The sequence below is a fragment of the Pseudomonas inefficax genome (assembly GCF_032164165.1).
Classification (GTDB): Bacteria; Pseudomonadota; Gammaproteobacteria; order Pseudomonadales; family Pseudomonadaceae; genus Aquipseudomonas; species Aquipseudomonas inefficax.
The window spans coordinates 4,370,633-4,395,430 of sequence record NZ_CP134401.1; the positions used below are offsets into that span (position 1 = coordinate 4,370,633).

A 24,798-nucleotide genomic window follows, 5' to 3' on the forward strand; every position below is an offset into this window, starting at 1 on the left:
GGCTATAGCAACCCGGCAAGGGTTCCATAGGCGTGGATGAGTGATAGGCTGCGGTTTCCCTCTATCGTGGTCAGCGCCATGCCCGAATCGGTTTCCCCGCGTCAACGCCGCGCCTTGCGCCTGGGTTGGCAGTTTGTCCGCCCATACCGTCGGCAGGTGCTGCTGGCCTTGTTGGCCCTGGTAGTCACCGCCGCCATCACCCTGTCCATGGGCCAGGGCATCCGCCTGCTGGTGGACCAGGGCTTCATGACCCGCTCCGCGCATCAGCTCAACCAGACCATCGGCCTGTTCCTGTTGCTGGTGGTGGCCTTGGCGGTGGGTACCTTCAGCCGCTTCTACCTCGTGTCGTGGATCGGCGAGCGCTGCGTGGCCGATATCCGTCGGGCCGTGTTCGACCACCTGATCGGCTTGCATCCTGGTTTTTTCGAAGACAACCGCAGTTCCGAGATCCAGTCGCGGTTGACCGCCGACACCACCTTGTTGCAATCGGTAATTGGCTCTTCGTTGTCGATGTTCCTGCGCAACGCACTGATGGTCATCGGTGGCGTGGTGTTGCTGTTCGTCACCAACCCCAAGCTCACCAGCATCGTGGTGGTGGCTTTGCCGCTGGTACTGGCGCCGATCCTGCTGTTCGGCCGCCGGGTACGCAGCCTGTCGCGACAGAGCCAGGACCGGGTGGCCGATGTGGGCAGCTATGTGGCCGAGACCCTCGGGCAGATCAAGACCGTGCAGGCCTACAACCACCAGGCGCATGACCGCGAACTGTTCGCCGGCACGGTCGAAGCGGCGTTTGCCGTGGCCCGGCAACGGATTGCCCAGCGTGCCTGGCTTATCACCCTGGTGATCGTGCTGGTACTGGGAGCGGTGGGGGTGATGTTGTGGGTCGGCGGCATGGACGTGATCGCCGGGCGCATTTCCGCAGGCGAACTGGCCGCATTCGTGTTCTACAGCCTGATCGTCGGCAGTGCCTTTGGCACCCTCAGCGAGGTGATCGGCGAGTTGCAGCGGGCGGCGGGCGCGGCCGAGCGCATTGCCGAACTGTTGGCTGCACGCAGTGCGATCCTGCCGCCCGCTGTGGCGCAGGCGCTGCCCCAGCAGCGGGCCAGTGGGCGTATCGAGTTGCAGCAGTTGGTGTTCGCCTATCCGTCACGGCCGTCGGTGGCGGCTGTCGATGGCCTGAGCCTGGTCATCGAGCCGGGGCAGACCGTGGCGCTGGTGGGCCCCTCGGGGGCGGGGAAGTCGACCTTGTTCGATTTGTTGCTGCGTTTCTACGACCCCCAGCAAGGGCGCATCCTGCTCGATGGCCGGGCTATCACCGAACTCGACCCCGAACAACTGCGCCAGCAGTTCGCCCTGGTGGCACAGAACCCCTCGCTGTTTCGCGGCACGGTCGAGGCCAACATCCGTTATGGCAGGCCCGAGGCGACCCTGGCCGAGGTCGAGGCAGCGGCCCGGGGCGCCTATGCCGACGCATTCATCCGGCAGTTGCCGCAGGGCTACCAGACACCGCTGGGCGAGGGTGGCATCGGCCTGTCCGGCGGGCAGCGGCAGCGCCTGGCCATCGCCCGTGCATTGCTGGTCGATGCGCCGATCCTGTTGCTGGATGAAGCCACCAGCGCACTCGACGCACAAAGCGAACACCTGATCCAGCAGGCGCTGCCAAGCCTGATGGCCGGGCGCACCACCCTGGTTATCGCCCATCGCCTGGCTACAGTGCAGCATGCCGACCGTATCGCGGTCATCGACAAGGGCCGGCTGGTGGCAGTGGGGACGCATCGCCAGTTGATCGAAGAGAGCCCGCTGTATGCCCGGCTGGCGGCCTTGCAGTTCACCACGGGGTAGCTTGTAGTGGCGTTGTAACATTTCTGTAGTATTTGCCTGAGAGTATCTAGCTCAACTGTTGCGTAAGTGCTCGACCTGGCTGCCATTGCTTGATGGCAGCCTTTTTTTGGCCTGCCAGCAACCGGGCTGCGTTGCACCCTATTGCCAACTTGCGCGGCCCCCGGTCTTCCTCCTGTTTTCCGAGATCCAAGATGCTGCGTAAATCCCTCAGAGTGCAAATTCTCTCCCTGCTCGGCGGCAGTCTGGTGGCGATGTTGCTGATCGCCCTGGTGTGCTTCCAGTTTCTCTCTTCCAGCGTGCGCGGCTACGCCGAGCTGGTTGACGGGCCGCTGCGGGCCTCGCAATTGATCGACGAAGCCAACCTGCAGTTCAAGATCCAGGTGCAGGAGTGGAAGAACGTGCTGTTGCGCGGGCGCCAGCCGGCTGACATGGACAAGTACTGGCAGCAGTTCCAGGCTCGCGAGCAGCAGGTGCAGCAACTGCTCGGGCAATTGATCGATAGCAGCGACGCCAGGCTTGAAGCGCCGCTGCAGCAACTGCGTGATAGCCACCGACAGCTGGGCCAGGCCTATGCGCAGGGGCGCCAGGCATTCCTGGCGGCAGGCGGCGATCCGGTGGCTGGCGACCAGGCGGTAAAGGGTGTGGACCGCGCTGCCAGCGAGCAGATGAGCGAACTGGTCGAGCAACTGCGTGCCGAAGCCCGTCAGCATGCCGCCAGCCTCAGTGCTGGCGCCGAACGCACGGTATGGCTGGGCCTGCTGGTGATGCTGGCTTCAGCCGTGTTGGTGGGGCTGCTCAGCCTGTGGCTGGTCAACCGCAGCCTGATCGAGCCGATCCGCCAGTTGATCGAGTATGTCGCGCAGCTTAGCCAGGGCCGCTTTGCCGCCCGGGTAGACAGCCGCCGCGAGGACGAACTGGGCCGCCTGGCGCGGGCCGCCAACACCCTGCGCGACTTTCTCGCCGACACGGTAGGCCGGCTGCAGGACAACGCCCAGGAACTGGAAGGCGCCAGCGGCCAGTTGCGCAGCATTGCCGGTGACATGGCCCGTGGTACCCACGACCAGTTCCAGCGCACCGACCAGGTGGCCACGGCCATGCACGAGATGTCCGCCACCGCCCAGGAAGTCGCCCGCCACGCCGCCGAGGCCGCTCGCGCGGCGGACGATGCCGACCACAGTGCCCAGGCGGGCGAGCAGGTGATGCAGCAGACCATCGACATCATCGGCGTGGTCAACCGCGAAATTGCCGGCACGGCGGCGGTGATTCGCGATCTGGAGCATGACAGCACACGCATTGGCAAAGTCCTCGAAGTGATCCGTGGCATTGCCGAGCAGACCAACCTGCTGGCGCTCAACGCGGCCATCGAAGCGGCCCGTGCCGGCGAGGCCGGGCGTGGTTTTGCCGTCGTTGCCGATGAGGTGCGCAGCCTGGCCCAGCGCACGGCGGCGTCGATCGCCGAAATCCACCAGATCATCGAAGCGGTGCAGTCGGGGGCGGTGGAGGCGGTCAAGGCCATCGAAAGCGGCCAGCAGCGCAGTGAGGAAGGTGCCGAGCAGGTGCAGCAGGCCGGGCAGATGCTGCAGCGCATCACCCTGGCGGTGGAGGCGATCCGCGACATGAATCGGCAGATCGCCACGGCAGCAGAAGAACAGACCAGCGTGGCGGAGGACATCTCGCGCAACCTGATCGAAATCACCCGCATCGCCACGGCCAATCAGCAGGCGGTGCAGCATACCGAACAGGCGGGGCAGCGCCTGCATGGGCTGTCGGGGCAGTTGGGCGAAGTCACCTCCCGCCTCACCGCCTGACGCCTCCACATGCCTGACGCGGTCCCTGTAGGAGCGGCCTTGTGTCGCGATGGGCTGCAAAGCAGCCCCCTTCGATATCAACATTTTTGCGAAATACTGGGGCTGCTTTGCAGCCCATCGCGACACAAGGCCGCTCCTACAAGGGCTGCGCAAGGCGGGGAAATCCGCCATTTCATTGCAATGCATCCGGCCCTCTGGCGGATTTTCGCCATCCTCCCAGTCATCTGTCCCCTGTATTCACTGCTCCAGACCCAGTTGGCACGTTCCCTGCTCAAGGCGCCGCGCGTGTACACAACAACTGGATAACATCAATGAAGAAATTCCTGCTGACGTTCCTCTGCCTGGGCGTCATCGGCTGCTCCAAACCCGCGGAGCCGGAAAAGACCGTCGACGTGTTGCTGATTGGTGGTGGCATCATGAGTGCCAGCCTGGGCACCTACCTCACCGAACTGGAGCCTTCCTGGAAGGTCGACGTCTACGAACGCCTGGATCAGGTAGCCGAAGAAAGCTCCAACGCCTGGAACAACGCCGGTACCGGCCACTCCGCGTTCTGTGAGCTGAACTACACCAGCGTCGGCAAGGACGGTAGCATCGACATCAGCAAAGCCGTGGGGGTCAACGAGCAGTTCGAGGTTTCCAAGCAGTTCTGGGCCTATCAGGTCGAACAGGGCGTGCTGAGCAACCCGAAGTCGTTCATCAACAACGTGCCGCACATGAGCTTTGTGTGGGGTGATGACAACGTCGCCTTCCTGCACAAGCGCGTCGACGCCCTGCAGCACAGCTCGCTGTTCCGCGGCATGGAAATTTCCGAAGACCATGAGCAGATCCGCAAATGGGCACCGCTGGTGATGGAAGGCCGTGACCCGGACCAGAAAATCGCCGCCACGCGCATGGCCATCGGTACGGACGTGAACTTCGGCGAAATCACCCGCCAGTTGTTCGCTGCGATGAGCCGCAACCCCAATGTGTCGCTTAACCTGCGTCATGAGGTGCGCGACATCGTGCGCAACGATGACGGCACCTGGCATGTGCGGGTGGCTGACCTGGCCAACGGCGGCGAGGAAAAGGCCGTCAACGCCCGCTTCGTTTTCATCGGTGCCGGTGGTGGCGCGCTGAAGCTGCTGCAGAAGTCGGGCATCCCCGAAGCCGAAGGCTATGCCGGCTTCCCGGTCGGTGGCCAGTTCCTGATGACCGACAACCCCGACCTGGTCGCCCGCCACCAGGCCAAACTGTACGGCAAGGCCTCGGTCGGTGCACCGCCGATGTCGGTACCACACCTGGACACGCGGATGATCGATGGCAAGCAGGTGCTGCTGTTCGGCCCGTTCGCGACCTTCTCCACCAAGTACCTCAAGCACGGCTCGCTACTGGATATGTTCGCCTCGCTGAACAGCCACAATGTGCTGCCGATGGTCAATGCCGGTATCGACAACATCGACCTCAGCACCTACCTGATGGGGCAGTTGATGCTCAGTTTCGATGACCGCATGAACGCGCTGCGCGAGTATTTCCCCAACGCCAAGAACGAGGACTGGAAGCTGCTGCAGGCCGGCCAGCGGGTGCAGGTGATCAAGAAGGACCCGGTACTGGGCGGTGTGCTGCAGTTCGGTACTGAAGTAGTGGCGGCACAGGACGGCAGCATCGCTGCGTTGCTGGGCGCCTCGCCGGGCGCCTCGACTGCGGCGCCGATCATGCTGACCGTGCTGGAAAAGACCTTCAAGGACCGTATCCAGTCGCCAGCCTGGCAGGCCAGGCTCAAGGAAATCGTGCCGAGCTATGGGCAGAAGCTGAACAACAACCTGGCGCTGACCAACCAGACCCGGGCATGGAGCAGCGAGCGCCTGCAGTTGCTGTATGTGCCGGTGGAGGCCGAGCAAGCGTTATGACCGGTTGACGCAGCCCTTTGTAGGAGCGGCCTTGTGTCGCGAGAGGGCTGCGAAGCAGCCCCGGCGATATGTGCAGCGATGCCGGGATCTGGGGCCGCTTTGCGGCCCATCGCGACACAAGGCCGCTCCTACAGGGACTTTTCAATGCGCAACAAAAAGCCCGCACAAGGCGGGCTTTTTGATGAGGATCTGGTCGGAGAGACAGGATTCGAACCTGCGGCCTTCTCGTCCCGAACGAGACGCGCTACCTGGCTGCGCTACACTCCGATGAAAGAAATCCTACTGCATACTTTTTTTGCACGCAAGCCCTTGTTGTTGAAAGGGCCTTTGCAAAAAACAGGCTGCGATCAGAGCTCTTTCACGGTGCGGATCTGGTCCTTGTTCAGGCGCGTGCGCTTGCCGTCCAGCTGCTCGAATTCGTAGAAGCCCGAGTCTTCGTCGAACTTCGGTGTGTCGGTGGCCTGGATTTCGCGACCGTCGTTCAGGGTAATGACGGTTGGCGATGCGCAGCCAGCGAGGGCGCCCAGGCCCAAGGCGAGCAGGAAGGCGGGTAGGGTCCGTTGAATCATCGTGTTTCTCCAGTGCGATGGTGCTAGATGACATTAAGACGCAGGGCGTCCACGCAAGTTCCGTCTACAGTGCAGCATAGCGGCAAAACCGTGGCATTGATCGAGGGCAAGGGCCATGGGCGTCACGCTGTGATGGGCGTGCGCTGTGTTATAACTGCCGCCATCCCATCCTGTTGTGACGGACCCCCATGAAAGCCAAGGCAGATACCCCCTTCGTGCCGCTGAACATCGCCGTGCTCACGGTCAGCGACACACGTACCTTCGACACCGATACCTCCGGCCAGCTGTTCGTCGACCGGCTGAGTGCAGCTGGCCATCGCTTGGCCGAGCGTGTGCTGCTCAAAGACGACCTGTACAAGATTCGCGCCCAGGTCGCCACCTGGATTGCCGATGACAGCGTGCAGGTGGTGCTGATCACCGGCGGCACCGGCTTTACCGGTCGCGACAGTACGCCCGAGGCCGTGGCCTGCCTGCTGGACAAGCAGGTAGAAGGTTTTGGCGAACTGTTCCGGCAGATTTCCGTGGCCGACATCGGCACCTCCACCGTGCAGTCGCGCGCCCTGGCCGGGCTGGCCAACGGTACCCTGGTGTGCTGCCTGCCGGGTTCGACCAACGCGGTGCGCACTGGTTGGGACGGTATCCTCGCCGAGCAGCTGGATGCCCGCCATCGCCCGTGCAACTTCGTGCCGCACCTGAAGCAGGCAGCGGCCTGCGACAGCCGTGGCTGAGGTGCGCCAGGCCCGGCCGCTGATGCCGGTGGAACAGGCCCTGGAGCAGCTGCTGGCGTTGGCCGAGGCGGCACCGATCCGCGATGCCGAGAACCTGCCGCTGGCCGAGGCGGAGGGCCGAGTGCTGGCCACCGACCTGGTGGCCTCGCTCGACCTGCCGCCTTGGCCGAACAGCGCCATGGATGGTTATGCCTTGCGCCTGGCCGACTGGCAGGGCGAACCACTGCCGGTCAGCCAGCGGATTTTTGCCGGCCATGCGCCGCAGCCGCTGCAACCGGGCACCTGTGCGCGCATCTTCACCGGGGCACCGCTGCCCGAAGGTGCCGACTGCGTCGAGATGCAGGAAAACACCGAAGTGACGGAGGATGGCCGGGTACGTTTTCTCGAAGCGCTGAAGACCGGGCAGAACATTCGTCCCCAAGGCCAGGAAACCCGCAAGGGCGAACAGGTGATGAGCGCCGGCACCCGGCTGGGGCCGATCGAGCTGGGCCTGGCTGCGACCTTGGGCCACGGCCGCCTGGATGTGGTGCGCAAGGTGCGGGTAGCGGTGCTGTCCACCGGTGACGAACTGGTCGAACCCGGCCTGCCGCTGGGGCCGGGGCAGATCTACAACAGCAACCGTCGGCTGCTGGTAAGCTGGTTGCAGCGGCTGGGCTGCGAGGTGGTCGATGCGGGCATCCTGCCGGATGACCTGGCACGCACCCGCACCTGCCTGGCCGAACTGGGCGATGTCGACCTGATCCTGTCCACCGGCGGTGTCTCGGTAGGCGAGGCCGACTACCTCGGCGCCGCCCTGCGCGAAGCTGGCGAACTGGCCTTGTGGAAGCTGGCGATCAAACCGGGCAAGCCGCTGACCTTCGGCCACTTCCAGGGTGTGCCGGTAATCGGCCTGCCGGGTAACCCGGCCTCGACCCTGGTCACCTTCGGCCTGCTGACACGACCCTACCTGTTGCGGCGCCAGGGCGTGACCGATGTCACGCCGTTGCGCTTCGACATGCCGGCCGGCTTTGACTGGCCCAAGCCCGGCACGCGCCGCGAGTACTTGCGCGCCCGCGTCGAACAAGGGCAGGTGCGCATCTACAAGAACCAGAGTTCTGGCGTGCTGCGCAGTGCGGCCTGGGCCGATGGGCTGGTCGAAGTTCGTGAAGGCAGTACGCCGAAGCAGGGTGACAGCGTGCCGTTCATCCCGTTCAGCGAACTGCTTGGCTGAGCGGGTCAGTCAGGCACTGGCCAGCGGCACGGCCGCGACTGGTGCCGCCTGAGCCAGGCGCATGTGCACGTTCTCCAGCTGCTGGGCGGCCACGCTCCAGTCGTGGCGCTGGCGGGCGAACTGGCGCCCGGCATCGCTCAACTGGCTCATGCGCCAGGGCTGGTTGAGCAACTGCGTGATCAGCAGGGCCAGCTGGTCGCCATCCTCACTGCCCAGGTAGTGCTCACCGTTGTTCGCAGCCAGGCCTGAAACACCTTTGCCGGTGGTGATCACCGGCAAACCGGCGGCCATCGCTTCGAGGATTTTCACCTTGGAGCCACCGGCATAGCGCAGCGGTGCGAAGAACAGTGCCGAACGCCGCTGCAGCTCACGCAGGTCTGGGCGGTAGCCGAACCATTCGATGCGCGGGTCGCTCCAGTGCAGTTTCCAGCTGGCCGGCATGGCATGCCCGGCAATCGCCAGGCGCACTGCCGGGTTGCTCATCCAGACCTGCGGCATGATGTCTTCCAGCGCCCATTCGATGGCCTCCAGGTTGGCGCCATACTCGAAGTTGCCAACGAACAGCAGGCGCTGGCTGTGTAGCGCAGGTTGCACGTGCTGGTAGAAATCACAGTCCACGCCATTGACCACCACGTTCACCGGGCGCCCGCTGATCTGCGCGATCAGCTCGGCATCGTGGGCGCTGACCGCCACCAGTTCGCTGGGTTGGCGCAATACTCGCTGCTCCCAGCGTCGATAGCGCCAGCGGTCGAAGGCGTTGAGCGGGCGCAGCCACAGCGGCAGGCGATCGTGGCTGGCGCTACCCATCACCGATTCCAGGGTGTGCTCGCTGAGCATGTATGGCAGTCCGCGTGCCTGCAGGGCCTTTTCGAAGGGCTGGAAACTGTAGCTGTGCTCGATCTGGATCACATCCCAGGGCTCGTCCAGCAATTGCTCGAAGCGGTGCCGCAGGCAAGGAGCCAGGCCATTGATGATTGCCCGCATAGGGTAGGCGATGATCGGCGAGGCCAGCAGATTGAGCGGGCTGTGCAGAGGGCGGCGGGGGATTACGATCAGGCGTTCGAGCAGCGGTTCCAGGGCATCGCGGGCGGCATCGCCGAGGGGCATCTTCGATTGCACCAGCAGGGTAATCCGGTGGCCCCGCTGGGCCAGTGCGCGTATCAGGTGGTATTGCCGGGTCTTGCTGCCGCTGGTGGTCGGCCAGGGCAGATATGGCAGTGTCCAGAGAATGCGCATGACCCGAAATCCTCGCTAAAGGCTGCGGATAGCAAGACGCGCCCGATGGCGGCAGTGGTGAAACCACTGCCGGGGCGCGTCCATGGCAAGAAAACGTATCTGCTGAGCATAGCTGTCCATTGCCAGGCGTGTGGGAATTGACCGGCCTACGCAATTAAATACTGGGAGCGGCCTAATGCCAGTCAGTTAAGGTTTCTACAGGCTTTACTGGGGCTGCTTTGCAGCCCATCGCCGGCAAGCCAGCTCCCACCCCGACCGCATAGACCTCAAGCATTGTGCAGTACCTGTGGGAGCTGGCTTGCCGGCGATGGGCCGCAAAGCGGCCCCGAATTGCTTAACTGACAGGAACTGGGGAGCGGCCTGCTATTTTTTTGGGCGCATGCAACGATCCGCGATTGCAAAGGGTCGAGATCTGGGTTGATCACTTCACGGAGGCGCACACATGCAAGGGCGCAAGGCAATGCTGATCCTGCACGGCAAGCAGGCCATGAACGAAGACCTGCGCGGTGCCGTGCATGGCTTGCGCGACAGCGGCTGGGTGCTGGATGTGCGGGTCACCTGGGAGGCCGGTGATGCCCAGCGCCTGGTCACCGAGGCGCTGGCCGCCGGTTATGGCCATATCGTCGCCGGAGGCGGGGATGGCACGCTGCGTGATGTCGCCGAGGCCATGGGGCTGGCCGGTACCGAGGCCAGCCTGGCGTTGTTGCCGCTGGGCACGGCCAACGATTTTGCCAAGGCCGCCGGCATACCCCTGGAGCCTGCCACGGCCCTGGCCTTGCTCAACATACCCGCAAAGCCGATAGACCTGGGCCAGGCCGGCGACCAGTTGTTCCTCAACATGGCCACCGGCGGTTTTGGCAGCCAGGTCACGGCCAATACCTCCGAAGACCTGAAGAAAGTGCTGGGCGGGGCCGCCTATCTGTTCACCGGGCTGTCGCGCTTCAGCGAACTGCAGGCAGCCTCGGTGGAGCTGCAAGGGCCGGGCTTCGAATGGCAGGGTGACCTGCTGGCGCTGGGGATCGGCAATGGCCGCCAGGCCGGGGGTGGGCAGGTGCTATGCCCCGAAGCCCTGGTGGACGACGGCTTGCTCGACATCGCCATCCTGCCGGCACCACAGGAGATGGTTGGGGCGCTGCGTGAGCTGTTGGCCGGTAACGGTCTGTTCGTCAGGGCCCGGTTGCCCTGGGTCGATATCAAGTGCTCGCAGGGGCTGGACATCAACCTCGATGGCGAGCCGGTGCAGGCCGACACGTTGCGCTTCCAGGCCAGGCGCGCCGCATTGCGCTTGCACCTGCCAGACGGGTCGCCGTTGCTCAGTCGTCCAGGCTGATGATTTTCTCGCGCACGGCGAACAGCACCAGGCCGGCCACGTCATGGATCTGCAGGCGTTTCATGACTTGCGAGCGGTGGGTTTCCACTGTCTTGATCGACAGGCCCAGGCCGTTGGCGATTTCCCGGGTGGACTTGCCGCGCACGATCAGGCGCAGGATTTCCAGCTGCCGCGCCGTGAGGTTATGCCGCTCGCCAGCGGGTTGCTTGCCCTGCCTGTTGTGCTGCAGCGCCTGGTTGATGACCGTATGGGCGATGGCTGGGCTGAGGTAGCGCTCGCCGTTGCGCACCGCCGCCAGGGCCTGCTCCAGTTCAGTGGCGCTGGTGTCCTTGAGCAAGTAGCCGTGGGCGCCGCTTTCCAGGGCGCGCATGATCAGGTCCGGGTCGGTGTGCATCGACAGGATCAGCACTTTGCAGGTGCTGCCGCTGGCGCGCAGTTGGGTGAGGGCGTCCAGGCCGCTGGTCGAGCGCATGGAGATGTCCAGCAAGACGATGTCCGGCGTCAGCGTGCGCACCTGCTCGAGCAACTGGCTGCCGTCGTCGGCTTCACCGATCACGTCATAACCGGGGATGTCGCAGACCAGCGCGCGCACACCGGCGCGGATCAGCGAGTGGTCGTCTACCAGCAGCAGTTTACAGGTCATGGGTAGCAGTACTCCTGGCGCGTTGCTGGGTGCGCGGTGGCCATGGGAACATCGCCTCGATGTGCGTGCCCAGGCCGAGCTGGCTGGTGATGTCCAGGCTGCCCCGTAACGCGGTTACCCGCTCCTGCATGCCGGCCAGGCCCCGTTGACCTGCTTCGGCCGGTTGCCTGGCGGGCACGAAACCGCGGCCATCGTCGTGGATCGACAACGCCAACCCCTCGGGGGTGCGCTGCAGGCGGACTACCAGGTTGCGTGCCTGGGCGTGACGCAGCATGTTGGTCACGGCTTCCTGGGTAATGCGGAACACCGCCATGGCCACGGCCTCGTCGATGCCCCCCAGGCGCTGGTTGCACGCCAGGCTCCAGTGCACGCCGCTGTTGCCCAGGGTGCGCACCAGGTGTGCGCGCAGGCTGGCTTCCAGGCCCAGGCTGGCCAACTGCCGCGGGTTGAGGAGGGCGGAAACATCGCGCACGTTGCCCAACGTGTCATCCAGCGTGCTGCGCAGGGTGTCGCAGTGGCCTTGAAGCTCATCGGGCATGCGCTTTTGCAGCCACTGCAGTTGCAGCTTGGCGGCGGTGAGCAGCTGGCCGATGTCGTCGTGCAGTTCCCGGCTCAGGTGCTGGCGCTCGTCCTCCTGGACTTTGAGCATGCGCTCGGCCAGTTCCGCCGGGCGCAGGCTGATCGACCTGGCGCCCAGGGCCAGGTGCACGGCTGCGCCCAGCGTGGCGGCGAGCTGCAGCACCAGCAGGCTGGCCGGAATCGCCTGGTCGGCCAGGTACAGCATCAGGTTGGCGACCAGCGAGGCCACGCACAGCCCGACCGTCGCCCAGCGCAGCAGGGTGGCGCGGAAGCAGCACCGCAAGGAAGTCTTCAAGTGTGGAAACATAGGTAGAGGAGCCACTGAAGTATTGCTGATGGAGGCCTTGCACTATCCATGTCAGAGGCTTTGTAGCAGTACTTGCTATTTACTTTCGAGCACGTGATCTTGCCACCTTGTTGCAGGGTGCAAGCGTTTGTGGGGGCGCATATTACCACTTCGCAGTGCATTGGTCGCGGTCGGGAAACGCCATGAAACGCTTGCGGGGCGGGCGCTGAAGGGTAGCAATGTGCCACTCGGCTTGATCACGCAACAGGCACTTGCCATGCAACTTGCGCGCTGTTGATTCAACTTGGCCCATGGCAACCTGGAAAACTTCTGGAACTTTCCAAGTTCGACCAGAGTGGGCTTGAATAAACGTGCCCGGCTGCATCTTGCGCCAGTTCAATAGGTGGTGGATGAGCGGCCGGAGTGCGTGCTGCCTGCCGTCTCGGAATGCGGGTGGATGCACACGCTGCCTTGCTCCTTGCAGGACGTGCAGGGTTGTGCGAACGGTTGCTGCACGGCCTTGGCCAGTTCACCTAGCAGCACCAGCTGTTCGCCGATGTCCAGGTTGAGCCGCCCGGTGCAAGGGTCGACCAGTTCCAGCTGCCAGGCCAGCAAGGTCAGGCAGGCCTCTACCGCAGGCAGGGCTTCGCGCTGCAGGCAACCGCCCTGGCAGGCCGGTGCCAGCAGCTGCTGCAGGGCGGTCGTGTAGTGGGCCACTTCGCGCAGGCCCAGGTGTGCGGCCTGTCGAGCGAGGTTGTCGAGGGCATTGTCCAGGCAGTGGCAAGCATCCGGGTCGTTGTCGATCAGTTCCAGGTGCTGCAGGCATTCCTGGGCCTGGGTCAGCAGGACCTGGGCATCCAGCAGGAACCCCTGCAGGGCGGTATCGAACGACAAGGCGCTGTCCATCATGATGCACCCGCGCGTGGGGCAGGCGCAGGGGACGGGCACGCCAAAACGATAGCTAACAAAAGCCTGACTCCATTCATGCAATGAGAATGGCGTCACATTAATGGCTAAAGGATATCGCGAACATCAGGTTGCGCCCGATTGTGGCTAAGGGTTTCCCTGATAAGGGGCTCAGGTGGGGAACTTTTACCGTTCCGCTCAATAACCTGCGCTTCTCGCAGTAAAGCATGATGGTAAAGTGATATCAATTACCTTCCCGGCATTTTCCCGAAGGGGTCAAGGTGTGGGTGAAGCCGCCGATACAGGGTAGATGATTTCACTTTTTCCGACTCAAGCCTGGGGGCTTTCCAATGGCTGGCATTCTCGACACGGTAGACCAACGTACGCAACTGGTGGGTGAGAACCGCCTGGAAATCCTGATGTTTCGCCTGGCCGGCCGCCAGCTGTTCGCGATCAACGTGTTCAAGGTGCAGGAAGTGCTGCAACTGCCCAAGCTGACCCTGATGCCCCAGCGCCACGCTTTCGTCTGCGGCGTGGTCAACCTGCGCGGCCAGACCCTGCCGGTGATCGACCTGTCCCAGGCGATCGGCATGCGCCCGCTGCAGCCGGGGCCGGACAGCACCATCATCGTCACCGAGTACAACCGCTCGGTGCAGGCCTTTCTGGTGGGCGGTGTCGACCGCATCGTCAACATGAACTGGGAAGCGATCATGCCGCCGCCGTCCAGCGCCGGGCGCCAGCACTACCTGACGGCCATCACCAAGGTCGACGACAAGCTGGTGGAAGTGATCGATGTGGAGAAGGTGCTGGCCGAGATCGTGCCGTATAACGCCCGGGTTTCCGGTGACAAGCTCGCCGACCCGGTGCTGGCCCGGGCTCGCGGCCGCGAAGTGCTGCTGGTGGACGACTCCAGCGTGGCCCTTGCGCAATTGCGCGACACCCTGTCCCAGCTGGGCGTGAAGCTGCACGTGGCCAGTGATGGCTTGAAGGCGCTGCGCATGCTCAAGGGCTGGGCCGACGCTGGCGAGAACGTGTGCGAGAAGCTGCTGATGGTGTTCACGGACGCCGAGATGCCGGAAATGGACGGCTACCGGTTGACCACCGAGATCCGTGGCGATGCCCGTCTGCGCCAGCTGTACGTGGTGTTGCACACCTCGCTGTCGGGTAGTTTCAACGAATCGATGGTGAAGAAGGTGGGCTGCGACAACTTCCTGTCCAAGTTCCAGCCCGATCGCCTGGTCGAAGTGGTCAAGCAACGCCTGTTGCTGGATGCCGCTACCGCGTGATCCCGGCCCCCTGCTGGGTATAAGCTTGGCGTTTTGGCATGACGCGAGGCGGCAGGGATGTTTCTCAGTGAGCTGTATCGGTACCCGGTGAAGTCGGGGCAGGCGCAACGCCTGCAGGCTTCACCGGTGGGGTTGCTGGGGTTGCAGGGCGACCGGCGCTGGATGGTGGTGGAGGAAGAGAACGGACGCTTCCTTACCCAGCGCGCCTGGCCTCAGCTGGGCCAGATCAAGGCAAGCGATGATGACAGCGGCCAGTTGCTGTTGGAAGCTCCTGGGCAGGCACCGTTGCGAGTGCCTGTGCCACCTGCCGATGACGCCCTGCGTGGTGTGACCATCTGGCGCGATACCTTGCGAGTGCCGGATGCGGGCGATGCGGCGGCGGTCTGGCTGAGCCAGTTGCTGGGCAAGGCCGTGCGCCTGGTCCATTGCCCGGAGCAGCGTGCGCGTTATCTGCCTAATGGCTATGGCTTCAACAGTGACCGGGCGGCGTTTCCGGACGGTTTTCCACTGTTGCTGATCGGCCAGGGTTCGCTGGATGAACTCGACCGGCGTGTCGGCCGGCCCATGGAAATGCTGCGTTTTCGGCCCAACCTGGTCGTGCAGGGGGGTGAGCCGTTTGCAGAAGACGGCTGGAAGCGGATTCGTATCGGCAGCCTGGAGTTTCGCGTGCTCAAGCCCAGTGTGCGCTGCATCTTCACCACTATCGACCCGGCTTCCGGCGAGCGCAGCGAGGACCGTGAGCCGATGGCCACTCTCAGGACCTTCCGCGAAAGGGAAGGGGATGTGCTGTTCGGGCAGAACCTGGCGGTGGATGGCAGCGGGTGGTTGGAGGTAGGGATGCAGGTCGAAATCCTGGAGTAGCTGTGTTGCCTGGGTCGGCCTCTTCGCGGGTAAACCCGCTCCCACAGGTACTGCACCGCATTCAGGACCGGTGAAATATCTGCGGGAGCGGGTTTACCCGCGAAAAGGCCGGCACAGGCTCAGCGACGATCACATGTCATCGAAGTACCGCTCATGCCAATCCACCAGCGGCTGCGGCGAGTTCAGCTTCTGCCCGTAGATCACCGAATACGACAGCACGTTCTGCACGTACTGGCGCGTTTCATCGAACGGGATCGACTCCACCCACACATCGAAGCTCAGGTGCTTGGCGCCTTTGAGCCACTGTCGCACCCGCCCGGGCCCGGCGTTGTAGGCTGCCGAGGCGAGCACCCGGTTGCCGTTGAACTGGCTGTGCACCTGGCTCAGGTAGGCAGCGCCCAGCTGGATGTTCTTGTCCGGGTTGAGCACCTGCGCCGGTGATGCCAGCGGGATGCTGAACTTGCGCGCGGTTTCCTTGGCCGTGGCCGGCATCAACTGCATCAGGCCGCTGGCACCTACCGGGGAGCGGGCATCCTCCATGAATGCGCTTTCCTGGCGGGTAATGGCGAATACCCAGCTCGAATGCAGGCCGCGGACCTTGGCCTCGCGCACCAGCGTGTCGCGGTGGGCCATCGGGAAGCGAATGTCCAGGTCGTCCCAGTACTGCGCCTGGCTGATGGTGCGAATGGCCGGGAAGTACCAGCGCAGGTCGTAGCCCAGGCGTGCCTGGGCGACCATTTCGTCGCGGCTGAAGTGGCGGCTGACGTGGTACCACTCGCGGCGGCCTTCGACGATCTGGCCGCGGGCGTGGAACTCCAGGGCACGGCGAATGCCTGGGGTGTTGCGTACCTTGTTGACCAATTGTGGGCTGAGCACCAGCGGCTTGTTGTTCAGCTGGTAAGGGGTTTGTGCCCGGTCGGCGGCGAGGAAGCCGTAGAAGTCACGCTCGCGCGCCACGGTCTTGTACAGCAGCGGGACCTGTGGATTGTTCGGCTGCGCCAGCTCCAGGCTGCGCGCCTGCCAGTACTTCCAGCGGCTGCTGCTGGCCAGGTCCTGGGGCAGGCGGCGGGTCAGCTCGTAGGCGTCTTCCCAGCGGCCCAGGCGCAGCAGCAGGCGCAGGCGCCATTCGCTGACGGTGTTGTCACGCAGTTCGGGGTCGTAGCGGGTCATCAGGTCGAGCGCGCGCGGGTCGTAGCGGCGCGCCAGGGTCAGGCCGATTTCGCGGGCGATGGCTACCTTCTCGTCACGGGAAAAGTGCATGCGCTGGGCGTAGTCGTCGAGCAGCGCCATGGCCCGCTCAGGGTCCTGCCGGGCCAGGCGGCGCAGGCCGAGGCTGACCACGTCGGACATGGCATCGTTGACCGGGGTGAAGCGCGACGGCTGGTTGAGCAGCTCGGGTTTCTGCGCTACATCGACCAGCAGGCGCCCCTGCGGGGCGAGGGTGGTCAGGGTCTTGACCAGGTTGTTGGCCAGGCCGTAGTTGCGCGCCTGGGTCGCCAGCTTGGTGCGTTGCCAGCGCTTGGCCTCGGTCAGCTGGCCCTCGGCCGCCCACATGCCGAACAGCGTGTCGCAGGTGGCCGGCTGCGACTTGCCGACGTTCCACAGTTTGTCGGCCGTGGCAAAGCCCTCGGCGCGCAGGCCGTGGCTGAGCTGATACTGGCCGTTGAGGCAGTCCAGTTCGGTGAAGTTGAGCTTGGGGTCGTAGTACTTGACGAAGGTGTTCCATTCGCCGCGTTCGGCCAGCCAGCGCAACCAGCGCAGTTTCATCCAGTTGGCCTGGGGCAGGTCGCCATGCTTGGCGAGGAAGCCTTCGATTTCCTGGTTGCTGGCGGTTTTCAGGCGGGCGGTGAGTTCGTCATAGGCCAGATAGGGCGTCAGCGGGTAGTCGCTGAGGGCCTGGGCATAGCGCAGGTAGGGGCCTTTGTCGCCCTTGGCCAGTGCACGCTTGGCCTCGTCATAGTACTGACGTTGCAGGGTAAGGTCGGCGGCCTGCGCGGCGCAGGTGGCAGCGCTGAGCAGCAGGCAGGAAGCAATTTGTAACAGGCGGCTGCGCATGATACGTCCGGGCAGTTGAACCATGGGGAAGTGACGGCGGAGCCAGCACTGATGGAAGCTATTGCCTTAGCTTAGCTGTTTGCCGGCGGCGGGTGAAAGCACTGTGCTTGTATCCGGATATTAAGTTCGACCGGATGTCGCAAAGCCCTCGCCGGCTGGTCAGGCGGATGCCGTCGCAGGCCAAGTCAGGTAGAATGCGCGCCCGATTTATGGAGACCAACATGACCCTGCTCAAATTCAGCGATGTGTCCCTCGCATTCGGTGCCATGCCGCTGCTGGATCACGTGTCCTGGCAGATCGCTCGTGGCGAGCGGGTGTGCATCATCGGCCGCAACGGCACCGGCAAGTCGAGCATGCTGCGCCTGGTCAAGGGCGAGCAGAAAGGCGACGACGGCGAAATCTGGCGTGCCCCGGGCCTGAAGATCGGCGAGCTGCCGCAGGAGCTGCCGGTGGCCGACGAGCGCACTGTGTTCGACGTGGTGGCCGCAGGCCTGGATGGCGTGGGCGAGTTGCTGGCGCAGTTCCATCACCTGAGCCTGAACATCCAGGGCGATGAAGACCTGGAAAAACTCATGCATGTCCAGCACGAGCTGGAAGCCCGTGACGGCTGGCGCCTGCAGCAAGTGGTGGAAAGCACCCTCAGCCGCCTGCAGCTGCCGGCCGACAAGACCCTGGCCGAACTGTCCGGTGGCTGGCGCCGCCGCGTGCTGCTGGCCCAGGCGCTGGTGTCGGAGCCCGACCTGCTGCTGCTCGACGAGCCGACCAACCACCTGGACATCGGTGCCATCGCCTGGCTCGAAGAGGCCCTGCGCAGCTTCAACGGCGCCGTGCTGTTCATCACCCACGACCGTTCCTTCCTGCAGAACCTGGCCACCCGCATCCTGGAGCTGGACCGCGGCGGGCTGATCGACTGGAACGGCGACTACGCCAGCTTCCTGGTGCACAAGGAGGCTGCGCTGGCCGCCGAGGAAACCGCCAACGCGCTGTTCGACAAGCGCCTGGCCCAGGAAGAGGTGTGGATCCGTCAGGGCATCAAGGCCCGCCGTACCCGCAACGAAGGCCGCGTGCGTGCGCTCAAGGCGCTGCGCGTGGAGCGCAGCGAACGCCGCGAGCGCCAGGGCAAGGCCAACATCCAGATCGAGGCGGCGGAAAAGTCCGGCAAGCAGGTAATGGTGCTGGAAAACGTCAGCTTCCATCACCCTGAGGGGCCGGTGCTGGTCAAGGACTTCTCCATGGTCCTGCAGCGTGAGGACCGCATCGGCCTGCTGGGCGCCAACGGCACTGGCAAGACCACCCTGCTCAAGCTGATGCTCGGCGACCTGGAGCCGACCACCGGCAAGGTCGAGCGCGGCACCAAGCTGGAAGTGGCCTATTTCGACCAGATGCGCCACCAGCTCGAGCTGGAAAAGACCGTGATCGACAACCTGGCCGAAGGCCGCGATTTCATCGAGATCGACGGCCAGAACCGCCATGTGCTGAGTTACCTGGGCGACTTCCTGTTCAGCCCCCAGCGTGCCCGTACGCCGGTGAAGGCGCTGTCGGGTGGCGAGCGCGCGCGGCTGCTGCTGGCCAAGCTGTTCAGCAAGCCGGCCAACCTGCTGGTGCTTGACGAACCGACCAACGACCTGGATGTGGAAACCCTCGAGCTGCTCGAGGAAGTGCTGTCCAACTACAAGGGCACCGTGCTGATCGTCAGCCACGACCGGGCGTTCCTCGACAACGTCGTCACCAGCACCCTGGTGTTCGAAGGCGAGGGCAAGGTGCGTGAGTATGTCGGTGGTTACGAGGACTGGATTCGCCAGGGCGGTTCGCCGAAGCTGCTGGGCGTGACCGAGAGCAAGGGCGGCAAGTCTGCGCTCAACAGCGCGGTGGTGGAGAAGGTCGAGGCCAAGCCGGCGCCAGTGGCTGCTCCGGTGGCCGAAGAAGCATCGAAGAAGAAGCTCAGCTACAAGCTGCAGCGTGAGCTGGAGATGCTGCCAGGGCAGATCGACGCGCTGGAACAGCGCATGGCCGAGGCCCAGGAAGAAGTGAATGCGGCGGGCTTCTATCAGCGGCCGATTGCAGAAACTTCGGCGGTGCTGGCGAAGATCGAGAAGCTGCAGGCGGAGCTGGATGTGCTGGTTGAGCGCTGGGCCGAGCTGGAAGGCTGACCGGCGTTAGCCTGATCCGGCCTCTTCGCGGGTGAACCCGCTCCCACAGGTCCTCCACAGATTTTCAGGTCTGTGCGGTCCCTGTGGGAGCGGGTTTACCCGCGAAAGGGCCGATACAGGTCAAATCATTCTTTTTTCTGCAGCCTTACCGCCAGCACATCGCACGGCGCACTATGCAGCACGTCATTGGCCGTGGAACCCAGCAGCAATGCCAGGCCGTGACGGCCATGGCTGCCGACCACGATCAGGTCGCACTTCTGGTCCTTGGCCAGTTGGTGGATTTCCTGGCGCGGCTGGCCATAGGTCAGGTGCGAGTCGCCGCGGTGGATGTCCGGGTATTTGTTGAACAGCCGGTCCATGCGCTCCTTGGCCTGGTCGAACTGCTGCTGTTGCAGCTGCGACAGGTCCATTGGCACATCACCACCGAATGCCATGGCCATCGGCTCGACGATGTGTACCAGCGAAACCTTGGCATTCGACGGTGCAGCCAGCGCCATGGCACGCTTGATCACCGGGTCGCATTCTTCGGTCAGGTCGACGGCGACCAGAAGATGTTCGTAGGACATGAGCGGAACTCCTGACAATCGCGATAGAAGAAGTATGGTCGCTTTCGGGCGGGTCTTCCGTGAAAAATGGCTAACCAGCTCATTTGCAACGTTTTATGGGAACTACAGATATGACGGTATTGCTGGTGGTGTCAATCCTCGCGCTGATTCTCAGCCCGCTTTCCTGGCTGCGCACCTCGCGCAAGCAGAGCGAGCAGATGAAGCTGCGCCTTGAGGCTCGGCGCATGGGCCTGGCCATGCAGCTGGCGCCGCAGCAGTGGCCGCACTGGCTGGAAAAGGAGCCGCCAAGCCCGTGCCCGCAGTACCACCGGGCACGCCGCCGCGGGCATGAGGACTGCTTCAGCTTCTGGCAGATCACCCCGGGGGTTTGGTGGAACCAGTGGCGTGAGCCCTGCGAGGATCCGCGCTTCATGGAGCCCCTGTCGCGCTTGCCGGCGAGCGTCTACAAGGTCGAGGCCGATGCCCGGATGATCGCGCTGTACTGGACCGAGCGGGGGGATACGGCTGTGTTGCAGGATGTTGCCTACGTCCTTGAAACCCTGGCCTGATTGATGCTTTTACGCGGTCCCTGTGGGAGCGGGTTCACCCGCGAAGAAGACGACTCGGTGTATGGCACCGGCTTTGCCGGTGTTCGCGGGTAAACCCGCTCCCACAGGGCCGCTATGCCCCTCCGTCAGCCTTTTCTCTATAGGTAAGCCCAAACGACAAAGCGGCGGCTTGGCCGATCCCCTGAAGGGGTGGGGTGCCAAGTCGCCGCTTTGCGTTCTGCTGCGCAGAAAAGGCCAGGCAGGCCGGGTATGCATCAAGCAACTGCCAGTGTAGCCGTTCTAGGTCGCCGCGCAAGGCAATCGCCGACATGAATGGCCGGCAATCACTGTCATCATGTTTCGTACCAGAACGCTACAAAATGACCGGAAAGTCGTGTTTTCACCTTGCTCGCGAGCATTTGACAACGCCGATCTTTTCGGAGAATGTGTGCACACCCAAATCAAACGGGCGTATGAATTGAGCGTTTGTATGTCATGACGCCAAGCCATACTTCCGACTAGCGCGCTGACGGGTGTGCCTGGGGCAGGGCGGCTATGCCTGCTTTTGCTGCAGCGATCGGCGTGTACAGTTCAGCTTCCATATCGTGGAGATCAGTTGATGATTTACGAAGGTAAAGCCATCACGGTTAAGGCTCTTGAAAGTGGCATCGTCGAGCTCAAGTTCGACCTCAAGGGTGAGTCCGTCAACAAGTTCAACCGCCTGACCCTGAACGAACTGCGCCAGGCCGTCGATGCCATTCAGGCCGACGCCTCGGTCAAGGGCGTGATCGTCAGCAGTGGCAAGGACGTGTTCATCGTCGGCGCCGACATCACCGAGTTCGTCGACAACTTCAAGCTGCCCGAGGCCGAACTGGTCGCCGGCAACCTGGAAGCCAATCGCATCTTCAACGCCTTCGAAGACCTCGAAGTGCCGACCGTCGCAGCCATCAACGGTATCGCCCTGGGCGGCGGCCTGGAAATGTGCCTGGCCGCCGACTACCGGGTCATGTCCACCAGCGCCAAGATCGGCCTGCCGGAAGTCAAGCTGGGTATCTACCCGGGCTTCGGCGGTACCGTGCGCCTGCCGCGCCTGATCGGTTCGGACAACGCTATCGAGTGGATCGCCGCCGGGAAGGAAAACCGTGCCGAAGACGCCCTGAAAGTAGGTGCCGTCGACGCCGTGGTTGCGCCTGACCTGTTGATGGCTGGCGCCCTCGACCTGGTCAAGCGCGCCATCAGTGGCGAGCTGGACTACAAGGCCAAGCGCCAGCCCAAGCTGGAAAAGCTCAAGCTCAACGCCATCGAGCAGATGATGGCCTTCGAGACCGCCAAGGGCTTCGTCGCCGGCCAGGCCGGCCCGAACTACCCGGCCCCGGTCGAAGCCATCAAGACCATTCAGAAGGCCGCCAACCTCGGCCGTGACAAGGCCCTGGAAGTCGAAGCCGCAGGCTTCGCCAAGCTGGCCAAGACCTCGGTTGCCCAGAGCCTGATCGGCCTGTTCCTCAACGACCAGGAACTCAAGCGCAAGGCCAAGGCACATGACGAAATCGCCCACGATGTGAAGCAGGCCGCCGTGCTCGGCGCCGGCATCATGGGGGGCGGCATCGCCTACCAGTCGGCGGTAAAGGGCACCCCGATCCTGATGAAGGACATCCGCGAGGAAGCCATCCAGCTGGGCCTGAACGAGGCCTCCAAGCTGCTCGGCAACCGCGTCGAGAAGGGCCGCCTGACCCCGGCCAAGATGGCCGAGGCACTCAACGCCATTCGCCCAACCCTGTCCTATGGCGATTTCGCCAATGTCGACATCGTCGTCGAAGCCGTTGTCGAGAACCCGAAGGTCAAGCAGGCCGTGCTGGCCGAAGTGGAAGGCCAGGTGAAGGACGATGCGATCCTCGCCTCCAACACCTCGACCATCTCCATCAACCTGCTGGCCAAGGCGCTCAAGCGCCCGGAAAACTTCGTCGGCATGCACTTCTTCAACCCGGTGCACATGATGCCGCTGGTGGAAGTCATCCGTGGCGAGAAGTCCAGTGAAGTGGCGGTCGCCACCACCGTGGCCTACGCCAAGAAGATGGGCAAGAACCCGATCGTGGTCAACGACTGCCCGGGCTTCCTGGTCAACCGTGTGCTGTTCCCGTACTTCGGCGGCTTCGCCAAGCTGGTAAGCGCCGGTGTCGACTTCGTGCGAATCGACAAGGTCATGGAGAAATTCGGTTGGCCGATGGGCCCGGCGTACCTGATGGACGTAGTCGGCATCGACACCGGCCACCACGGCCGCGACGTGATGGCCGAAGGCTTCCCGGACCGCATGAAAGACGAGCGCCGCTCGGCCGTTGACGCACTGTACGAGGCCAACCGCCTGGGCCAGAAGAACGGCAAGGGCTTCTACGCCTACGAAACCGACAAGCGCGGCAAACCGAAGAAGGTCGCCGACGCCAGCGTGCTCGACGTGCTCAAGCCGATCGTTTTCGAGCAGCGTGAAGTCACCGACGAAGACATCATCAACTGGATGATGATCCCGCTGTGCCTGGAGACCGTGCGCTGTCTGGAAGACGGCATCGTAGAAACCGCCGCCGAAGCCGACATGGGTCTGGTCTACGGCATTGGCTTCCCTCCCTTCCGCGGTGGTGCGCTGCGCTATATCGACTCGATCGGTGTGGCCGAATTCGTTGCCCTGGCCGATCAGTACGCCGACCTGGGGCCGCTGTACCACCCGACCGCCAAGCTGCGTGAAATGGCCAAGAACGGCCAGCGCTTCTTCAACTGAGCGGTCAACGAGCTAGAGCGAGAGATTTGATATGAGCCTGAATCCAAGAGACGTGGTGATTGTCGACTTCGGTCGCACGCCGATGGGCCGCTCCAAGGGTGGCATGCACCGCAATACCCGCGCCGAAGACATGTCGGCGCACCTGATCAGCAAACTGCTGGAACGCAACGACAAGGTCGACCCGAAAGAAGTCGAGGATGTGATCTGGGGCTGCGTCAACCAGACCCTCGAGCAGGGCTGGAACATCGCCCGCATGGCCTCGCTGATGACCCAGATCCCGCACACTTCTGCGGCGCAGACTGTCAGCCGCCTGTGCGGCTCGTCGATGAGCGCGCTGCACACCGCCGCCCAGGCGATCATGACCGGCAACGGTGATGTGTTCGTGGTCGGTGGCGTGGAGCACATGGGTCATGTCAGCATGATGCATGGCGTCGACCCCAACCCGCACCTGTCCTTGCATGCCGCCAAGGCTTCCGGGATGATGGGCCTGACCGCGGAAATGCTCGGCAAGATGCACGGCATCACCCGTGAGCAGCAGGACCTGTTCGGCCTGCGTTCGCACCAGTTGGCCCACAAGGCCACGGTCGAAGGCAAGTTCAAGGACGAGATCATCCCTATGCAGGGCTATGACGAGAACGGCTTCCTGAAGGTGTTCGATTTCGACGAAACCATTCGCCCGGAAACCACCCTCGAAGGCCTGGCGTCGCTGAAGCCTGCGTTCAACCCGAAAGGCGGTACCGTCACTGCCGGTACCTCGTCGCAGATCACCGACGGCGCATCGTGCATGATCGTCATGTCCGGTCAGCGCGCCATGGACCTGGGTATCCAGCCATTGGCGGTCATCCGTTCCATGGCGGTGGCGGGTGTCGATCCGGCGATCATGGGCTACGGCCCGGTGCCGTCGACCCAGAAAGCCCTCAAGCGTGCTGGCCTGACCATGGCCGACATCGACTTCATCGAGCTCAACGAAGCCTTCGCCGCGCAGGCCCTGCCAGTGCTGAAAGACTTGAAAGTGCTCGACAAGATGAATGAGAAGGTTAACCTGCACGGCGGCGCGATTGCCTTGGGCCACCCGTTCGGTTGCTCCGGGGCACGGATTTCCGGCACCCTGCTCAACGTCATGAAGCAGAATGGCGGCACCCTGGGGGTGGCGACCATGTGCGTCGGCCTCGGCCAAGGTATCACCACTGTCTTCGAGCGCGTCTGATCGCGTAGCGGGACAGCGACCGGGGCCTTGTGCCCCGGTTTTGTTTTTTACAGGTTTTATTCAAGAGGGTGGGCAACATGCAGATACAACCAGGCGTATACCGGCATTACAAAGGGCCTGAGTACCGTGTCTTCAGTGTTGCGCGGCACTCCGAGAACGAAGAGTGGATGGTGTTCTACCAATGCCTGTATGGTGATTACAGCTTCTGGGTACGGCCACTTTCGATGTTCCAGGAGTCCGTCGAGGTTGACGGCGAGCAGGTGCCACGCTTTGCTTTGGTCAAGGCCGAAGAGGGGCTGCTCGAGGTGCTGGGCAAGTCGCACGAGTGATAGTCCGAACTTGACCTCACACTTTTG

20 protein-coding genes, 1 tRNA gene and 1 pseudogene are annotated in these 24,798 nt (G+C 63.6%); 14 read left to right on the forward strand and 8 right to left on the reverse strand.

From position 1 onward, the window contains the following. Positions 1-78 precede the first annotated feature (78 nt). The 4 genes and pseudogenes from RIN61_RS19745 to mqo all read left to right on the forward strand — a co-directional run bounded on the left by RIN61_RS19745 (position 79) and on the right by mqo (position 5,536). Entirely contained in the window at positions 79-1,842 is a 1,764-nt protein-coding gene (locus RIN61_RS19745) for an ABC transporter transmembrane domain-containing protein (RefSeq protein WP_112252169.1), read from the forward strand. A gap of 764 nt (positions 1,843-2,606) precedes the next feature. Next, positions 2,607-2,717: pseudogene (locus RIN61_RS26840) on the forward strand (hypothetical protein); the annotation flags it as partial. 228 nt (positions 2,718-2,945) lie between these two features. Then, the gene (locus tag RIN61_RS26845; protein ID WP_372239047.1) at positions 2,946-3,650 is read left to right on the forward strand and encodes a methyl-accepting chemotaxis protein; all 705 of its coding nucleotides are present in this window, start codon (positions 2,946-2,948) and stop codon (positions 3,648-3,650) included. A gap of 311 nt (positions 3,651-3,961) precedes the next feature. After that, complete coding sequence (gene mqo / locus RIN61_RS19755; protein WP_207878708.1) at positions 3,962-5,536, forward strand: malate dehydrogenase (quinone); 1,575 nt, start codon at positions 3,962-3,964, stop codon at positions 5,534-5,536. Between the two features lie 190 nt (positions 5,537-5,726). Here mqo and RIN61_RS19760 read toward each other — a convergent pair. Next, a tRNA-Pro gene (locus RIN61_RS19760) sits at positions 5,727-5,803 on the reverse strand. A gap of 80 nt (positions 5,804-5,883) precedes the next feature. Further along, positions 5,884-6,105, reverse strand: coding sequence for a YgdI/YgdR family lipoprotein (locus tag RIN61_RS19765; protein WP_025338312.1), 222 nt, complete (start codon positions 6,103-6,105; stop codon positions 5,884-5,886). 188 nt (positions 6,106-6,293) lie between these two features. Here RIN61_RS19765 and moaB point away from each other — a divergent pair, with 188 nt between their 5' ends. Both moaB and RIN61_RS19775 read left to right on the forward strand, forming a co-directional pair. Continuing rightward, on the forward strand, positions 6,294-6,833 hold the full coding sequence (gene moaB, locus RIN61_RS19770; protein ID WP_025338313.1) for a molybdenum cofactor biosynthesis protein B: 540 nt from the start codon (positions 6,294-6,296) through the stop codon (positions 6,831-6,833). Between the two features lie 22 nt (positions 6,834-6,855). Next, positions 6,856-8,043 (forward strand): molybdopterin molybdotransferase MoeA, encoded by a 1,188-nt coding sequence (locus RIN61_RS19775; RefSeq protein WP_112252170.1) that lies wholly within the window; start codon positions 6,856-6,858, stop codon positions 8,041-8,043. Positions 8,044-8,052: 9 nt separating this feature from the next. On the opposite strand, the gene RIN61_RS19780 is transcribed toward RIN61_RS19775, so the two are convergent. Next, positions 8,053-9,279, reverse strand: coding sequence for a glycosyltransferase family 4 protein (locus RIN61_RS19780; RefSeq protein ID WP_112252122.1), 1,227 nt, complete (start codon positions 9,277-9,279; stop codon positions 8,053-8,055). Between the two features lie 442 nt (positions 9,280-9,721). Between RIN61_RS19780 and yegS the strand changes: the two genes are divergently transcribed. Then, positions 9,722-10,609 carry a lipid kinase YegS gene (yegS, locus tag RIN61_RS19785; RefSeq protein ID WP_313853546.1) on the forward strand — a complete coding sequence of 296 codons (888 nt, stop codon included), beginning with the start codon at positions 9,722-9,724 and terminating at the stop codon, positions 10,607-10,609. Here the strand turns inward: yegS and RIN61_RS19790 are convergent. From RIN61_RS19790 to RIN61_RS19800, 3 genes are all read right to left on the reverse strand, one after another. Then, positions 10,593-11,252, reverse strand: a complete 660-nt coding sequence (locus tag RIN61_RS19790) for a response regulator (protein WP_252379101.1) — start codon at positions 11,250-11,252, stop codon at positions 10,593-10,595. The genes yegS and RIN61_RS19790 overlap by 17 nt on opposite strands. Further along, positions 11,242-12,138 carry a sensor histidine kinase gene (locus RIN61_RS19795; protein WP_112252125.1) on the reverse strand — a complete coding sequence of 299 codons (897 nt, stop codon included), beginning with the start codon at positions 12,136-12,138 and terminating at the stop codon, positions 11,242-11,244. Before RIN61_RS19795 ends, RIN61_RS19790 begins: the two co-directional genes overlap by 11 nt. Before the next feature lie 375 nt (positions 12,139-12,513). After that, complete coding sequence (locus RIN61_RS19800) at positions 12,514-13,023, reverse strand: histidine kinase (RefSeq protein WP_112252126.1); 510 nt, start codon at positions 13,021-13,023, stop codon at positions 12,514-12,516. Positions 13,024-13,373: 350 nt separating this feature from the next. Here RIN61_RS19800 and RIN61_RS19805 point away from each other — a divergent pair, with 350 nt between their 5' ends. Together RIN61_RS19805 and RIN61_RS19810 are read left to right on the forward strand one after the other, a co-directional pair. Next, positions 13,374-14,309: a chemotaxis protein CheV gene (locus RIN61_RS19805; protein ID WP_112252127.1), complete on the forward strand. Its 936-nt coding sequence runs from the start codon at positions 13,374-13,376 to the stop codon at positions 14,307-14,309. A 57-nt stretch (positions 14,310-14,366) separates the two neighbouring features. Further along, positions 14,367-15,170 carry an MOSC domain-containing protein gene (locus RIN61_RS19810; RefSeq protein ID WP_112252128.1) on the forward strand — a complete coding sequence of 268 codons (804 nt, stop codon included), beginning with the start codon at positions 14,367-14,369 and terminating at the stop codon, positions 15,168-15,170. Positions 15,171-15,299: 129 nt separating this feature from the next. Here the strand turns inward: RIN61_RS19810 and RIN61_RS19815 are convergent, their stop codons facing one another. Then, entirely contained in the window at positions 15,300-17,225 is a 1,926-nt protein-coding gene (locus tag RIN61_RS19815) for a transglycosylase SLT domain-containing protein (RefSeq protein ID WP_313853553.1), read from the reverse strand. Between the two features lie 221 nt (positions 17,226-17,446). On the opposite strand from RIN61_RS19815, the gene RIN61_RS19820 reads away from it, so the two are divergent. Beyond that, positions 17,447-19,375, forward strand: coding sequence for an ATP-binding cassette domain-containing protein (locus tag RIN61_RS19820; protein WP_215521156.1), 1,929 nt, complete (start codon positions 17,447-17,449; stop codon positions 19,373-19,375). Between the two features lie 125 nt (positions 19,376-19,500). Here RIN61_RS19820 and RIN61_RS19825 read toward each other — a convergent pair whose 3' ends face one another. Next, positions 19,501-19,941 (reverse strand): universal stress protein, encoded by a 441-nt coding sequence (locus RIN61_RS19825; RefSeq protein WP_313853557.1) that lies wholly within the window; start codon positions 19,939-19,941, stop codon positions 19,501-19,503. Positions 19,942-20,051: 110 nt separating this feature from the next. On the opposite strand from RIN61_RS19825, the gene RIN61_RS19830 reads away from it, so the two are divergent. The 4 genes from RIN61_RS19830 to RIN61_RS19845 all read left to right on the forward strand — a co-directional run bounded on the left by RIN61_RS19830 (position 20,052) and on the right by RIN61_RS19845 (position 24,771). After that, the gene (locus RIN61_RS19830; protein ID WP_112252131.1) at positions 20,052-20,489 is read left to right on the forward strand and encodes a hypothetical protein; all 438 of its coding nucleotides are present in this window, start codon (positions 20,052-20,054) and stop codon (positions 20,487-20,489) included. A 598-nt stretch (positions 20,490-21,087) separates the two neighbouring features. Continuing rightward, positions 21,088-23,235, forward strand: a complete 2,148-nt coding sequence (fadB, locus tag RIN61_RS19835) for a fatty acid oxidation complex subunit alpha FadB (protein ID WP_112252132.1) — start codon at positions 21,088-21,090, stop codon at positions 23,233-23,235. Positions 23,236-23,266: 31 nt separating this feature from the next. Then, entirely contained in the window at positions 23,267-24,442 is a 1,176-nt protein-coding gene (gene fadA, locus RIN61_RS19840) for an acetyl-CoA C-acyltransferase FadA (protein ID WP_112252133.1), read from the forward strand. A 77-nt stretch (positions 24,443-24,519) separates the two neighbouring features. After that, on the forward strand, positions 24,520-24,771 hold the full coding sequence (locus tag RIN61_RS19845; protein ID WP_112252134.1) for a DUF1653 domain-containing protein: 252 nt from the start codon (positions 24,520-24,522) through the stop codon (positions 24,769-24,771). Positions 24,772-24,798: the final 27 nt, after the last annotated feature.